Annotated in this window: 13 protein-coding genes; 7 read left to right on the top strand and 6 right to left on the bottom strand. The window is 40.9% G+C overall.

What is annotated here, in order from left to right:
• Positions 1-10: 10 nt before the first annotated feature.
• The 6 genes from MKY50_RS04490 to glvA form a co-directional block, all read right to left on the bottom strand.
• Positions 11-1,825, bottom strand: a complete 1,815-nt coding sequence (locus tag MKY50_RS04490; protein WP_326227361.1) for an ABC transporter ATP-binding protein — start codon at positions 1,823-1,825, stop codon at positions 11-13.
• Positions 1,819-3,540: an ABC transporter ATP-binding protein gene (locus tag MKY50_RS04485; RefSeq protein WP_029726857.1), complete on the bottom strand. Its 1,722-nt coding sequence runs from the start codon at positions 3,538-3,540 to the stop codon at positions 1,819-1,821. The genes MKY50_RS04490 and MKY50_RS04485 overlap by 7 nt, the downstream gene beginning before the upstream one ends.
• Positions 3,541-3,954: 414 nt before the next feature.
• Positions 3,955-6,288, bottom strand: coding sequence for a peptidase G2 autoproteolytic cleavage domain-containing protein (locus MKY50_RS04480; protein WP_341116224.1), 2,334 nt, complete (start codon positions 6,286-6,288; stop codon positions 3,955-3,957).
• Between the two features lie 122 nt (positions 6,289-6,410).
• Positions 6,411-7,994: a PTS maltose transporter subunit IIBC gene (gene malP / locus MKY50_RS04475; RefSeq protein ID WP_042978116.1), complete on the bottom strand. Its 1,584-nt coding sequence runs from the start codon at positions 7,992-7,994 to the stop codon at positions 6,411-6,413.
• 14 nt (positions 7,995-8,008) lie between these two features.
• Positions 8,009-8,773: a MurR/RpiR family transcriptional regulator GlvR gene (gene glvR, locus MKY50_RS04470; protein WP_014479189.1), complete on the bottom strand. Its 765-nt coding sequence runs from the start codon at positions 8,771-8,773 to the stop codon at positions 8,009-8,011.
• A gap of 64 nt (positions 8,774-8,837) precedes the next feature.
• Positions 8,838-10,187, bottom strand: a complete 1,350-nt coding sequence (gene glvA, locus MKY50_RS04465) for a maltose-6'-phosphate glucosidase (protein WP_017696475.1) — start codon at positions 10,185-10,187, stop codon at positions 8,838-8,840.
• A 354-nt stretch (positions 10,188-10,541) separates the two neighbouring features.
• Here glvA and MKY50_RS04460 point away from each other — a divergent pair, with 354 nt between their 5' ends.
• The 7 genes from MKY50_RS04460 to MKY50_RS04430 all read left to right on the top strand — a co-directional run bounded on the left by MKY50_RS04460 (position 10,542) and on the right by MKY50_RS04430 (position 14,374).
• Positions 10,542-10,916 (top strand): YwqH-like family protein, encoded by a 375-nt coding sequence (locus tag MKY50_RS04460; RefSeq protein WP_050809178.1) that lies wholly within the window; start codon positions 10,542-10,544, stop codon positions 10,914-10,916.
• Positions 10,917-10,931: 15 nt separating this feature from the next.
• A complete protein-coding gene (locus MKY50_RS04455; RefSeq protein WP_014476178.1) occupies positions 10,932-11,210 on the top strand; it encodes a DUF5344 family protein in 279 nt (92 codons plus the stop codon).
• Between the two features lie 23 nt (positions 11,211-11,233).
• Positions 11,234-12,760 (top strand): ribonuclease YeeF family protein, encoded by a 1,527-nt coding sequence (locus MKY50_RS04450; RefSeq protein ID WP_052476591.1) that lies wholly within the window; start codon positions 11,234-11,236, stop codon positions 12,758-12,760.
• 11 nt (positions 12,761-12,771) lie between these two features.
• The gene (locus MKY50_RS04445) at positions 12,772-13,029 is read left to right on the top strand and encodes a hypothetical protein (protein WP_032726631.1); all 258 of its coding nucleotides are present in this window, start codon (positions 12,772-12,774) and stop codon (positions 13,027-13,029) included.
• A 21-nt stretch (positions 13,030-13,050) separates the two neighbouring features.
• Positions 13,051-13,305, top strand: a complete 255-nt coding sequence (locus tag MKY50_RS04440) for a DUF4176 domain-containing protein (RefSeq protein WP_014476176.1) — start codon at positions 13,051-13,053, stop codon at positions 13,303-13,305.
• A gap of 234 nt (positions 13,306-13,539) precedes the next feature.
• Positions 13,540-13,755 carry a hypothetical protein gene (locus tag MKY50_RS04435; RefSeq protein ID WP_032726633.1) on the top strand — a complete coding sequence of 72 codons (216 nt, stop codon included), beginning with the start codon at positions 13,540-13,542 and terminating at the stop codon, positions 13,753-13,755.
• Between the two features lie 304 nt (positions 13,756-14,059).
• Positions 14,060-14,374, top strand: a complete 315-nt coding sequence (locus MKY50_RS04430) for a WXG100 family type VII secretion target (protein WP_014476174.1) — start codon at positions 14,060-14,062, stop codon at positions 14,372-14,374.
• Positions 14,375-14,376: the final 2 nt, after the last annotated feature.

The raw sequence follows: 14,376 nt of genomic DNA, 5'->3' as shown, positions 1-14,376 counted from the left end.
GGACAAAGGTCTATTTCTCAAATTGGCTTTCATATAAGTCACTGTAAAATCCTTTTTGCCGAATCAGCTCGTCATGGCTGCCTTTTTCAATCATTTCACCGTCTTTTAGCACCACAATCTGGTCCGCTCTTTGAATGGTGTTCAGCCTGTGTGCAATGATGACACTTGTTCTTCCTTCCATTAAACGGGCGAGCGCTTCTTGAATGTTGACTTCTGTTACGGTATCAATGTTGCTTGTCGCTTCATCCAAAATGAGAAGAACCGGATCGGCAAGCACCGCCCGCGCTATAGAAATCAACTGCTTCTGTCCTTGACTGATGCCCGAACCGTTTTGCGTCAGCACGGTGTCATACCCTTTTGGCAGCCTTTCAATAAAGCTATGGGCATTCGCTGTTTTTGCAGCGGCTTCGACTTCCTGATCAGAAGCATCGAGCCTGCCATAGCGAATGTTTTCTCTGATCGTTCCCTGAAATAAGAAAGAATCCTGAAGAACAAACCCCATGTTTTTTCTCAGGCTTGCTCTAGTAAGGGTTTTAATATCTGTACCGTCGATTAAAATTTTTCCTTCGTTAGGCTCGTAAAAACGGGCGAGAAGATTAGTGACGGTTGTCTTCCCCGCCCCCGTCGGTCCGACAAACGCGATGGACTGCCCTGCAGGCACGGTAAACTGTAAATGCTTCAGTGTCTGCTGCCCTTTATCGTAACCGAAGGACACATCCCGGAATTCAATGCTGCCTGTTTGGATGGGCTGATGCACGGCGTTCTTTTCATCCTCGCGCTCTTCTTTTTCATCAAGCACGTCAAACACCCGTTCAGCGCCGGCGATTGCGGACAGCATCGTATTAAACTGGTTGGCCAGATCGTTTAAAGGGCGTGTAAATTGTCTTGAATACTCGGCAAAGACGACGATGGAGCCGATCGAGATCCAGCCTTTCAGCGCAAACAAACCGCCGATTGCCGCTATCATTGTAAAGCTTAAGTTATTCAAAGAGTTCATGACCTTCGGGATAAACCCGGAAATCGTCTGCGCCCAAAAGCCCGACGTCTTGAGTGCAGCGTTTTTTTCGAGGAATTCAGCAGTAATCTGCTTCTCACGTGAATATGCTTTGATGACCTTTGCGCCTGAAACAGATTCCTCAATATACCCATTCAGATCACCAAGGTTTTTCTGCTGTTCTTTAAACAGCTTTCCCGTTCGGTTGGTGATCCATTTCAGGCTCGCTGCCATCACCGGAATAATGGTCAGCGTAATCAATGTAAGGAGCGGGCTCATGTACAGCATCACCGCAATCGTCCCGGCAAAGGTGATCACGCTTGACAAAATTTGAATGACTGACGTGTTTAAGGTAGAACTGACATTTTCGATGTCATTCGTCACCCGGCTCATCAGCTCGCCGTGCCGCTGTTTATCAAAAAATGGAATCGGCAGCTCATGCAGATGGGTGAACAATTCGCTTCTCATTCTGAAAACCGTGCCCTGCGAGATCGTAATCATCCAATAGTTTTGAAACCAAAGCGACAGGGACTGAATGATATAGATAGCGAGCAGAAGAAGCAAAACAGGAATCAAGCCGCTGACCGTTTTCCCGACGATAAAATGGTCGATGGCCTTTCCGATCACAAAGGGACCAAGGAGTCCGAATATGGCGCTGATGACAACCATTAGCATGACAAGTATGAGCAGTCCTTTTCTTTCAGCCAAGTAAGACCAGATTCGTCTCAGTGTGCCCTTTGTATCCTTTGCTTTCGCCCGCTTTTTCGCGCCTTCTTTTTTGTCAATTGGCAGTTTGGGATATTGGAAAGGCTTGCGGATGTCTTTTAGCATGACTCGCTCCCCTCCCTTCCGAATTGTGACTCGTAAATGCGCTTGTATAACTGAGATTCAGAAAGCAGCTCACTGTGAGTGCCTTTTTCAATCAGTTCGCCGTCCTCAAGTAGCAAAATCTGATCAGCTTTCATCGCCGTGGTTATTTTTTGTGTAATGATCAAAGTTGTGCAATGGTATGTGCTGATTGCTTCAAGCAGCTTCGCCTCCGTTTGCAGATCAAGCGCGCTTGTGCTGTCATCTAATAGAAGGATAGCCGGTTTTCGAATCAGCGCCCGCGCAATGGAAATCCGCTGCTTTTGGCCGCCGGACAGGTTGACGCCTCTTTGCCCCAAAACAGTGTCATATCCATTTGGGAGCTTCAAAATCGTTTCATGAATTTGCGCATGTTTTGCCGCATCCATTATTTCATCTAGTGAAGCATTTTCTTTGCCCCAAGCGATGTTTTCTTTGATTGTGCCGGAAAACAAGAGGACTTCCTGCGGTACATATCCAATTTGCCTGCGCAGCCCTTCAGCCGGAATATCTTGAACCGGCTTTTCATCTATGTAAATGCGGCCTGAATCCGGCTGATAAAGCCGCGGAATGAGCTGAAAAAGCGTGGACTTGCCCGAGCCCGTCGCACCGAGAATCGCGATCGTTTCTCTTGGCTTTGCGGAAAATGAGACATTCCTGAGCGCTTCTCTGTCCATTTCAGGATAGCGAAAGGATACATGCTGAAACTCAATCCGTCCTGACAAACGATCAGATATGGTGCCTTCCTCCCGCTCGTCGCCTTCTGTTTCAAGCACCTCACCGATTCTATCCCCTGAAGCCTTCGCCCGGGTGAAAATCATAATCAAAAACGGAAACATCGAAAGCGCGCCTGTAATTCGTGTTGCGTAGTTAATTATCGCAACAACATCGCCAACCTGAGTGCTTCCGCTCGTAATACTGTAGGACCCCGCCCACAAAATCAAAAGGATGCAGAGATTCATCAAAAGCATCAGTACAGGCATCGTGAATTCCACAAGCTGAAAGGCCGAAACCGTTTTTTCCATCAGCCTTGTGTTGGCTTTGATAAATCGTTTGACTTCGTGGCTGCCGCGAAGCAGCGCTTTGATCAGCTTGATTGCGATTAAATTTTCCTGCATGATGGTGTTCACTTGATCCAGCCTTTTCTGCACTGAGCGGAACAGTGCCCCGCCTTTCCTTAATACCCACAGCAAAAACAAGATCAGGATCGGAATGGTCACAAGCAGAAAAAAGCCGAGTTTCACATTAACGGCAAGCGACAGCACAATGCCGCCTGCAATCATTAAGGGAGCCCGCAGCATAAACCGCAAACTCATAAAAATCATATTTTGAACCTGTGTGACGTCGTTTGTCAGCCTTGTAATATAAGAAGAGGACGAAAACTGTCCAAATGTGGAATAGGAGAAGGACTGGATTTTTTGAAAAAGCCCTTTTCTCGTATCATAGGAAAAGCTTTGGCTGACATGGGCGGCATAAAAGGAATTCAGCATCCCCGCCGCAAAGGATAACACGGTCAGCCCGATCATGACCGCGCCCCATATCCATACATGCCGCAGATCTTGCTTCAATATCCCATCGTCGATGATTTTTGCAATCAATAAAGGCTGCATCAGTTCAACTGCAAGCTCCGTCAACATAAGAATCAGCGCAATTCCCGCCAGCAATGAATATGGTTTTAAAAACGACAAAGCCTTTTGCATGTAAAAGCCTCCAAACCCCTTTTAGCAATATGTACTTTTTATTTTAATTGTTTATAAGGCTTGATGAAAGAATTTTACTGTCATGAAGTGTTATGAAAGCATAGAAAAGCACTGAATTTATCGATAACCAAAATCACTTTATCTTTTATTCGAGAGCTATTCACTGCTGATCTGCGTTCATTAAAAAATATCAAAGATTTTACTCTACTAAAGTTGAGGCGCTGGATAGACTTAGATAAATTAGGAAGATTGCTGGAACCGTAGGAATAATGAAAAAGATAAATTTTAAAACGAAGACCTTTTTGCGAGGAATATAATCTCATAAAAATGCGGTGAAAAATTTCTATAATCTAATTAAAACTCTAAATAGAGTGCATTGTTAAGCACTCTATTTAGAATCTGTACATTTTAATGTTACCGAATAAAAACTAAAACCACTCCATATCCCTTACTTTTGTCGAACTCTTTGATGACTCTCATGACCTGCCACCTTTGTTTAGGAGATACCGTTTTTGTAGCAATTCCGTTGTTATGCGCTTGAATAAAGTCTCCGGCTGCTACTGTGCTGTCGCACCTTACATAAACCTGTCCTACAAGGCCCACAACATTCCATTCATCCCTCTCTTCCCTAGAGGCATAGTTCTTATCTGGCTTATAATCAGGGTTTTCCATAGGCGCCATGACGATTTGGCCATTGGCACCTTTCTGTTTTTCATAAATATACCCGCCAAAATCATTCTTCAGGTATCTTCCAGACCAATGGAAGCTTGACTCACCAAGTATCACACCAGCTGTTTCAGAAATAACTCCAAGCATAAATTCACCTTTTTTTGCAGGTCTAATTTTATCACCCTCCAAAGTAACTAGGGTTCCTGCCGGAATTTTTTCACCGCTTAGGCTCTCAAAATATTCAGCGTAATCCGAGAACGTTTGGGAACTTTTTATGCTTCCTGAAGCCTTAATCGTTCCATCTTTTGCATGAAATTCTATCTTTCTGTTTGATGAGGATGGTGTGCTCCCACTTGCCCATCCTAGAGCAACAGAGTCTGAGTTCGGATTGATCGTATTATATGAGGCTATCACAGAAGATTGAGCAGCCCCAGTTGCTCTGCTTCGAACAGATCCAGCTACAAAATTATTATTTCCAGTAGCGTGGGAATCACGAGAGCCAATAATCCCGCTTCCTTTATGTTTAAACAAAAAGTACGGCGTCACGACGCCGCCAATCTTAAAATCTGTTTCATAGCCTGAAAAGTCACAATTAGAAACATTAAGATCAGGGTCAACAGAAAAAATCCCAACTGTACCACTGTTATTTTTAGGCGATCTTTGCCCCCATACATTACTAACTACAGACTCGTACATACCGCTCCCAAAAACAACACCCTTTTCGGCTGAATCGATCAATGTTACACCATCAATCATTACCTTGCCGACAGAATTGTCGCCACCTACAATATAAAGATCGTTATCAGCAGTTTTAAATCCTCGAATCGTTATATTCTTTAAATTGATTAGACGCCCTTTATAATACACGCTTACGACTGAATTTCCCTTATAGTTAATGGAGGAATCATCGCATATAGCATGAAAATTAACCACATTGACGCCATCGTAACCTGAAATTTGCAATGCATTCGGCCCTGCCCCTTTGTACAGATCACTCGGCTTAGGGTTATATGCGATACAGTTAGCCAGCTGAACGTCATGAGCTGATGCTGATTGAGGATCACTTGCTGTGTGGTGTCCTATATGCCGAATGCAAAAACTAATTGCATTTTCATAGGCACGGCAGTTCACAAGTTGAACTCTTTTTGCAGCCGGAGCATAATCATGAGCTTTAATTTCAAATCCTCGAACTCCTCCAATTGCGATGCAGCTATCAACCATTACATCCTGAGAGCCATCATCGATTTCAAAACAGTTTGTATTTGAAGACCCATCATTTAACCCCATCGGATGGTAAGAAAGACAATGACTGAAAGTCGTATGCTTTCCAAAGTGACATGTGAAATTATCATCGCCAGAGCCTGTTGCTTCGCAATATGAGAAGGTTACAAAGTTGCAGCCACCAGGCTGATAAAAGGTAGGATCATCATTTTCTCCGTGTCTGTTATAATTAGGGCTTGTAGCATCAAACCCGTGAAGGCCGGCATTTTTTGCAAAAACATGCTCTACAAAAGAGTAATCCACATTTGCAAAAAGCAAGCAGCTTGAAGTGGGCCCCTTAGGGATCTTCCATCCAGCAGGACGCTTATCTTTATTCCAGTCCAGTGTCAAATGTCCAATGTAGATATTTTCATTACCATTTGTATGATCACTATTGGTGAGTACAGAGTGACCAACTGGCGTATCGTCTAATAACTTAATGATGGTCCTTTTTTTACCCGCTCCAACCAGCATTGTATTCGAAGGAACGAGCAAGCCAGATACCCTAAATACGCCTGCAGGGACTTTTATGAGATAACCGCCTTCGGCCATCGCATCATGAAATGCTTGCGTATCATCTGTGACCCCGTCTCCTTTAGCTCCATAATCCATTACGTTTCGTTCATCAAGGTACTCAAATCTGTTCTCATACATTTTGAGTCTTTCATTTAAGTTTTCAAAAGTTGTTATTCCATTACTTAATGCAATCCCAATTTTACTATCAATCGTTTCGAAATTCTCGGCAAGCTTGGAATCAATTTCAATACTTTCAGTGCTTTCAGGTTTGTAAAGACCTAAAAACGTTGTATAATTTTCCATTTTCACTCCCCCTATTGGTTTCAGTTTTTAAGAAACATAACATCCCTTGCACTTATAAGTGGCAAACGTATGACAAACAAAAAAGCGCTGTCTTTAAACAGCGCAAGATAAAATAATTTTGACTATTCATTCAGTAATTTTTCCACACGCTCCCGCATCTGCGGCACGCTTAATCCGATAATTACCTGAAACGCCTTCCCGTTCCTGACAACGCCGTGTGCGCCAAGCGCGCGGAATACGCTGTCGGGTTCAACCTTTGTTTCATCCTTGACACTGACTCTGAGGCGGGTGGCGCAGTTTGTGACTTCAGTGATGTTGTCTTTTCCGCCCAGCGCTTCAATATACAGAAAAGCGGTGTCATCAGCCGTTTCAGCAGCGGAGGCCGTTTCATCCTTGTTTTTTCGTTCTCTGTATTCCTTTTTCGAATATAGCTTTGTTTCCTGCTGTTCATCCTTTTCCCGTCCTGGTGTAGCGATATTGAATTTGAGGATTAAAAATCTGAAGACGAAAAAATAAATTGCTGTAAACGAGAGCCCGATCAAAATTTGATACACATATGTCATACCGTGGCTGCCAAAGAGCGGAATCCAGTTCAAGGTTACCGCCTCAATCAGTCCGCCTCCCATATTTCCGACGACGCCGGCCATATACATAACTGTCGACATTGTGGCGGCAAGCACGGCGTGAACCGCAAATAAGAAAGGTGAAATGAATAAGAACGTAAACTCAATCGGCTCTGTAATACCGGCGACAATCGCTGTCAGTGTGACAGGAATCAGCAGCCCTGCGACGAGTTTTTTCTTTTCCTTTTTGGCTGTCACATAAAAAGCCAGGGCGATACCCGGAATACCGAAGATTTTCGAGTTGCCGTGAAGCGCGAATCCGCCTTGCGGAAAGAGCTCCTTCAGCGGTTTGGCGCTTTGCGAATATTCGCCAAGATGCTGTGCCCAATACGTGACGATCCCGCCTTCCGCTACAGCCGGGCCATAAATAAACGGCGTGTAAATAAAGTGATGAAGGCCGGTCGGAATTAAAATCCGTTCCAAAAATGTGTATATCCAAACGCCCACCGCCCCAGAAGCAACCAGGAAGCTTTGAAGCGAGCCGATTCCCGATTGAACCATCGGCCAAATATAAGACACAGCCAAGGCAATCGGGATCATAATAAAGAAGGAAATCATCACGATATATGTTGAGCCTTGAAAGATGCCGAGAAAATCGGGCAGTTTTTTATCAAAATAGCGATTATGCAAAAAGACGACAATCGAAGAAATAAAGATGGCTCCGATGATGTTGGTATCGAGCGTTTTTATGCCCGCAATCATCGTTAACCCGCTCGTTCCGCCGACCTCTTGATTCATGTCGACGCCAAATGCTCCTCCCCATACCGTCAATATCGCGCTGACAAAATAGTTGAATGTCAGGTAGACAGTAAGCGCTTCCAAACAAGCGCGTGCCTGAGCTTTCTTCGCCAAAGCAACCGGGATGCCAATGGCGAATAAGAGCGGCATTTGGTTAAAAACAGTCCAGCCGCCCTGCTCAATGATATACCAGCACTGATACCAAAAACCGTCAGGATCGGCGAGCGGTCCCATGAGGGTTTTATTTTTAAAGAGCGTGCTGATACCGACGATAATGCCGGCGAACGCGAATAATAAAACAGGCACAAACATCGCGCTTCCAAAGCGCTGAATTTTTTGCATCATACCAGAACCCCCTGCTACTCATTGTCATTTTTTTCTGCCTCTTTGTAATCAACATATGCGCGGAACAATGCTTCGCCAACGAGAAAAAACGGTGCAAAAGCGACAATTTCCGTTTTATCGCTTAATGTCACAGGTTTGCTTGTCGCATAAAGATTATGCGGAGTCAGCTGGGCGAGGACATTGTTTTTTAAATTCGTAATGGAAATAAAGGGAATACCCTTTGCAGAAAGCATTCTTGCCTGAGGAATCAGCTCCGGTGTTTCTCCGGAAAGAGAAATGATGATAAACAGATCGTTTACTTTAAAATCATCGCGCATCAAATTAAATTCATTTGTATCTTCAATTAAAATAAGATAGCGATGGCGCGGAATAAACATTCTTTGCAGGTCGCGAGCGCATATCTTTTGCGCATTTCCAGAACCGTAGACGAAAATGCGGTCCGCTTCATCAATTAGCTGGCACATGTCCGTCATGTCCTTTGTCCGTAAGAACTTCAAATTTGCTTCAATATCATCAAGCAGCTTTTGAAAACTCATACTCTCGCCTTCTTCCGGCTGATCTTCCCACTTTAAAAAGACGCGAAATTCACTGTAACCGCTGAAACCGAGCTTTTGGGCAAGCCGTAAAATTGAGGAACGCGATACACTGCAAGCTTTGGCCAGCGCGTCGATTCCAAGGTGATAGCATGTGTGCTTATGATTCAATATATATTTTAAAATATGAAAATCGTTGTCATTCAATTTGCTGTAGTGCTGATTGATCAGTTCTTCGAGCTGCATATCAGATCCCCCCATTTTCTTTCTATTATATACAATTACAGATTCGAAAATGGGGGAATTTCAGTTATGATATACGGGTCGGGCTTTGATCAAGCTCAGGCCAGAAGCCTTTGTTGGCCTCCATTAAATCCTCGAGAATGAGTCTTGCCACACGCGCGTTCGGCACTGTTTTTGACAGGATTAGCGCCTGCCACAGCTTTTGGAACGATTTCTCCGCCCATGCTTCAACAGTCAGCTTCTCAACGGATACCTGCTGCTCCATAAGCCCTTTTTGGAATTGCGGAATGGTGCCGACGGTAATCGGTTCAGGCCCATTTGAGCCGACAATGCATGGAACCTCGACCATCGCAGTCGGGTCAAAGTTCGCAATTGCGCCGTTATTTTCAACGATCAACAGCATTCTTTCACCTGTGTTGTAGGCAATCGCCCGGGCAAGATCAACGATATATGATGCGTGGTCATCGATTTTGATTTCGCTGTTTTCTGTGGACTGCTCACGTGTAATCATGTCACATTGGCTGAAAATAAAAGCTTCGCGCCCTTCCATCACTTCATTTGCCCGCGTATGATTCGGATTTGATTTTTTCACCATATCATCCGGGAACAAATAATATTGCAAATACGTATTCGGCAGTGTATCAGGATCTGCGGCCTGCACGTCACGCGCTTTGGCGAATGTGTCATTCCAGCTCGCTTCCACCGCTTCAGCCTCTGTTTTCGGAATATAGCCGTATTGAGATACATGCTCCTTCAGCTTCGGCATTAAATCGTTGCCCTCTTGATCCTGAATTGATGTCCACCAGCCGAAGTGATTTAATCCGTAATAGCGGACCTTCATTTCTTTTCTTGAGGATAAGCCAAGAATTTGCGCCATCCGGTCTTCGATCCCAACCGGCATATCACAGATATTGAGAATTTTAGAATTCGGTCTAAGGCGTCTCGTAGCTTCAGCCACAATTGCCGCCGGATTGGAATAATTGAGCATCCACGCATCAGGCGAGTATTTTTCCATGTAATCTAATATTTCAAGCACACCGCCGATCGAACGCATACCGTATGCGATCCCGCCCGGCCCGCACGTCTCCTGGCCGACAACTCCGTACTTTAACGGAATTTGCTCATCAAGCGCACGCATCGCGTATTTCCCTACTCTGATGTGCGCCATAACAAAATCGACATCTGTAAAAGCTTCTTCCGGGTCAGTCGTCGCTGCAAATTCAATATCCGGCGCTTTTTCTCTGATAAAAACGTCACAGGCGCCTGCAATTCGATCCTGTCTCTCCTTATCATTATCATACAGCTTCAGCTTTCTGATCGGAAACTCCTCCAAATGGTCCAAGAGCATGAGTACGATTCCTGGAGTGAAAGTGCTCCCTCCGCCCGCTATTACGATTGAGAATGATTTTTTCTTCATATGACGACCTCCTTGATAACGTTTACAATTCCATTTATACCATGAGATAGCCCGTCCCGTAACACGTTTGGCGCACTTAGGTCATTTGATCAACTTTAGTGTTTTTTCCCATAGAGCGGGAAATTTCTCATTTGCAGGGAATCCTTACAATAGGTAAAAACAACTGATCTAATAGGCCTATTCATGCTTAACACCTCCATTAATTTAAAACCAACATAACAAAGAAATCATTATATAATCTATATTTCCTATTTATCCATTACATACCATCATGTAACATTAGGAAAGTCTCCCTTTTGTTTTTAATAACGGTTCAAAAGAATTACATATTATGTGACAATGAGGTGTTTACAGTTGTTTGGTGAAATGTTGGGATTATCCTTTGTAAAAACACAACTAAGTTTAAAAAAGGAGAATTTAGAAGATCTCAAAGCTTGCAAAACTAACTTGACAAATATCCAGCAAGAATTTTTGGAGTCAAAAAATAAAATAACTGAGCCATCTCTGTCCTCGGATACATGGCAGGGAAGTTTAGCAAATAAATTCGAACTTATTCGAGACGAGATAAACTCAGAATATCAAGATTTAAAAGGTAAACAATTAGATGAGGTTATAACTAAAATTGAAGACAAAATTAATACATTAATTGATGATATAGATGGGTTGAAAAATCAGATCACTTCTATTGAAAAAGAAATAGAAAAACAAAAAAATAAAAATTCACACTGATAAGGAAGAGTTTGTATGGGCAATGAAATAAAATTTGATTTACCTGAAGTTGAAAAAGCAATTACAAAATTAAAAAATGCAACTGAAGTTATTAAAGTATCTATTCCTACTAATTTAACAGACCACAATAACCTTGATGTCACAAAGAAACTGAATGCGCTGAATAACAAATTAAATAAACTGGCTGAGAAATATGCTTCTTCCTTAAACAAACAAATCTCACAAACAGAACAATTAGTTAGGTCTATGCAAGAAACAGATGAAGTGCTTTCCAAATCAATAACTAATAAATAATGTAAAGAAGGAAGGAACGTTGTTTGAAAACTCTTGATGTACATTCATTTCTCATCTCTATAGACAAGACCATAAAACAATTAGATAAACAAGCTGAGAAATTAACAGATGTAATTAAAAGTACACAAGGAATTGCATCATTAGATGATTCCCTTAAAGGAGAGGGCGGAACTGCGATTCGAACATTTTTTAGTGAATGCCACACTCCCTTTCTTCTTTTTTATTCTTGTGTAATCAGTGATTATAAAGAAGTATTAAATAAAATAAAGAGTGCATTATATTCATTTGAACCAACAAACACAGGTTTTATTTCGCAAAGTTTTTTAGAGAATGATTTGAATAATGGGTTAACAGCTACTAAGAGATCAATAACATCTCTAACAGATAAAGCAAATGAGGAGATTGAAAAAGTTAAACACATTGTAAGTCTCAAAGATTTGAATGACGAAAATTTTGTCGAAAAAATAAAAAAGGCTGAAAGTAATATAGACGAAACATTGGAACATCTATATACCTTTGATCGTGAAAACACTAGTTCTCTAGATTCAATCGATCAAGATATCACCACAATGGAAGATTATTTAAAACAACTTGATGCAAAATACGGTGGTCCTCGAATTGAAATTAATAATTATATAAGTGGCTCAGTACTAAAACCCGAATTTAGCAACGATTCACTGAAAAGTAATAATAGTTATACCGCTTTTAACAATGCACAACTAGATAAAGACTCCCCGATGTGTAAAATGTTAGATAAAATTAATGCTAAAGATGAGCAAGAAATTATCGAATTTTTCGGTATTTCAAATTCAGATGATCCTTCGATAGGAACTAAGAACATCGGTTCAAAGAGCGAAGCAGATCATGGTATTAATAAAAATAAAAGTGATGATGAAGGCATTACTCAAAAAATATATAACACTTTTGATGCCATTAACAATTTAAAGTATGCTAAGAATAAAGAAATTAACGGAGCTATTTATAAAGGTTTCGGTAATGGATATGCCAATATAGATATAAGCAATCAAAAAGTAAATTTTAAAGCTGGCGCAAGTCTCATAGATACAAATAGTGCATATAAGGAAGAAAAGTTAGAATCTAAAGAATTATTCTTTAGAATGGCTGAAGGTAATATAGAAGTGTCATTACCATATTTACAAAGTTTTACGGACTCTTTTTTATCTGGTGAGATGATTGGCGGTGCAGCAGAAGCTAATATAATTAATGCAAACTTTGACCATAAAAAATCTCCAGCCTTATTTAAGGTTAAAATTGGTCATGGTGAAACAAAAGCTGGCATTGAAAATTACTCGGTTGGTATAGGAGCATCAGCAAGTATTGCTGATGCAGAGCTTACCATACATCCATTTAATTGGTTCGGCTATGAACCACTTGAAGAGTGGTTTGGAATTGAATATGATCCCTATTTTGGGGTAACTGCATCTATTGGCAGCGTCGGGGTAGAAGTGAAGACAGGTCTTGAAAATGAACTTTATGCTGCAGAAGGTATTGGTTTAGGGATAAAATTTGGAGCAGAAAAAGATGACTAGGAGGTATATAAATGAGTGAAAAAAATGGGTTTTTACCAAAAAAAATTAATGAAGCACTATTAATAGGTTCTATTTTTCCAGTTCCTTTCGGTATCTTTAGTTTATTCATGCTATATTGGTTAATTGATAGTGAAACCCCTCAGGAAGTAATATATTTAATTACTTTTATTATTTCAGTATTCACTTTTCTTATACCTTTATGCTTACATATTTTCAGAAAAAAATTCTGGTTAAAAAAACATCCACACCTGCTTAAGAAAAAAAATTAATATAGAAAGAGTGAGAAATTAATGTCTAATACATTGCTGCCTATCGGTAGTGTGGTAAAAATTTTAAATGTACGAAAAACTGTAATGATTTATGGGAGAAATCAGCTTCAAACTTCTTCACAAAAAAAGTACGATTATGTTTCAGTTCCTTATCCAGAAGGTAATATCAATGAAAATTATAATTTGTTCTTCAATCACGATATGATAGAAGAAGTTCTTTTTGAGGGATATCAAACACAAGAAGAAAAAGCTTTTCAAGAAACTTTTAAAGGCTAATAAAATGGACTATTTAATAGTACGATTTTGGAAAAAGTATAAAAAACCATTCATTTTACTATATTATCTGTTTTTCATGATTTGTATGACATTAATTACTTTTATGCTTCCTGGCATCCAAATCGGTATAAGGATCGTTTTACTTTTTTTATTGTATTTGATCACTACTGTAACAATCTATACAGGTTATAAAGTTACCAATAAGATGCTTTTAAAAGAACAAGGAGATAGACAATGAAAAACACTTGGAATACATATAAGAAAAAAATCTTTTTAATTCTCTATTTGCTTCCTATGATTGGCATGACACTCGGGATCTCAGCAGTCCCCGACATGACATTAAAACAAAAATTGATTTTACTGGTAATTATGTATGTGATGAGTGGCTTGTTTATATTCTTTGTTTATTTAGCAATAAATAAGATTATAAAATCTATTTTTAATGATTAGTAAGCAATACGCAATTTGTTTAGAGCCTATTTTAGGCTCTTTTTTATATACGGTTACCTCGAAAACATTCGTCTCCCAAACGTAGATACTCCTAATATTAAGTTGACTCCCTCTTGCAGATTCTTTTTTTTACCTTTTTTGTAATCTTAAAGTCTCACCAACTGTGAATTTTAAGTGAATATACGCCCTTCCAATTCTTATGAAAAGGTTCTTTTGTACGATTCGGATACATGCCGAATTATTTATAATCATTTATATAAAACATCCAATTGTGCGTGAATTTAGAAAAGGCAGGGGACAAAAGTTGGACTCATATAAAGTCATTGAGCTGGCAAACAAGTACAGTGCGGCCGCAGAAGAGGTCAGAAGCTCCAAAATGCTGCTTGAATCCCGGTTATCTGCATTGGGAGATGCTTGGCAGGGCAAATCAAGAGATTCGTTTGACCAGGATTTCGAGGAAACGAAAGCCGCCTACGATCAATTCGAACAGGAGCTGCTTGAAACAAGCCAAGAGCTGAAGGCTGCCGCTGTCAAAATAGAAGAACGAAAAGCTGAAATTGCCAGAATGGAAGAACTGGAGCGTAAAGCAAGAGAGGAAAGACATAAACTCGGGAGGTGAAC

Origin of the sequence: Bacillus sp. FSL R7-0685 (assembly GCF_038002425.1) — a bacterium.
In the GTDB taxonomy this organism is placed as follows: Bacteria; Bacillota; Bacilli; order Bacillales; family Bacillaceae; genus Bacillus; species Bacillus subtilis.
The sequence above is the reverse complement of the archived record's forward strand: the minus strand, read 5'-3'. Positions and strand labels throughout refer to the sequence as shown.

Bases quoted from the DNA above. Each gene is read 5' to 3' on its own strand.
- MKY50_RS04440 (WP_014476176.1), top strand. From the start codon at position 13,051: ATGTCTAATACATTGCTGCCTATCGGTAGTGTGGTAAAAATTTTAAAT.
- MKY50_RS04435 (WP_032726633.1), top strand. From the start codon at position 13,540: ATGAAAAACACTTGGAATACATATAAGAAAAAAATCTTTTTAATTCTC.
- MKY50_RS04455 (WP_014476178.1), top strand. From the start codon at position 10,932: ATGGGCAATGAAATAAAATTTGATTTACCTGAAGTTGAAAAAGCAATT.
- malP (WP_042978116.1), bottom strand. From the start codon at position 7,994: ATGATGCAAAAAATTCAGCGCTTTGGAAGCGCGATGTTTGTGCCTGTT.
- glvR (WP_014479189.1), bottom strand. From the start codon at position 8,773: ATGCAGCTCGAAGAACTGATCAATCAGCACTACAGCAAATTGAATGAC.
- MKY50_RS04485 (WP_029726857.1), bottom strand. From the start codon at position 3,540: ATGCAAAAGGCTTTGTCGTTTTTAAAACCATATTCATTGCTGGCGGGA.
- glvA (WP_017696475.1), bottom strand. From the start codon at position 10,187: ATGAAGAAAAAATCATTCTCAATCGTAATAGCGGGCGGAGGGAGCACT.
- MKY50_RS04480 (WP_341116224.1), bottom strand. From the start codon at position 6,288: ATGGAAAATTATACAACGTTTTTAGGTCTTTACAAACCTGAAAGCACT.
- MKY50_RS04445 (WP_032726631.1), top strand. From the start codon at position 12,772: ATGAGTGAAAAAAATGGGTTTTTACCAAAAAAAATTAATGAAGCACTA.
- MKY50_RS04490 (WP_326227361.1), bottom strand. From the start codon at position 1,825: ATGCTAAAAGACATCCGCAAGCCTTTCCAATATCCCAAACTGCCAATT.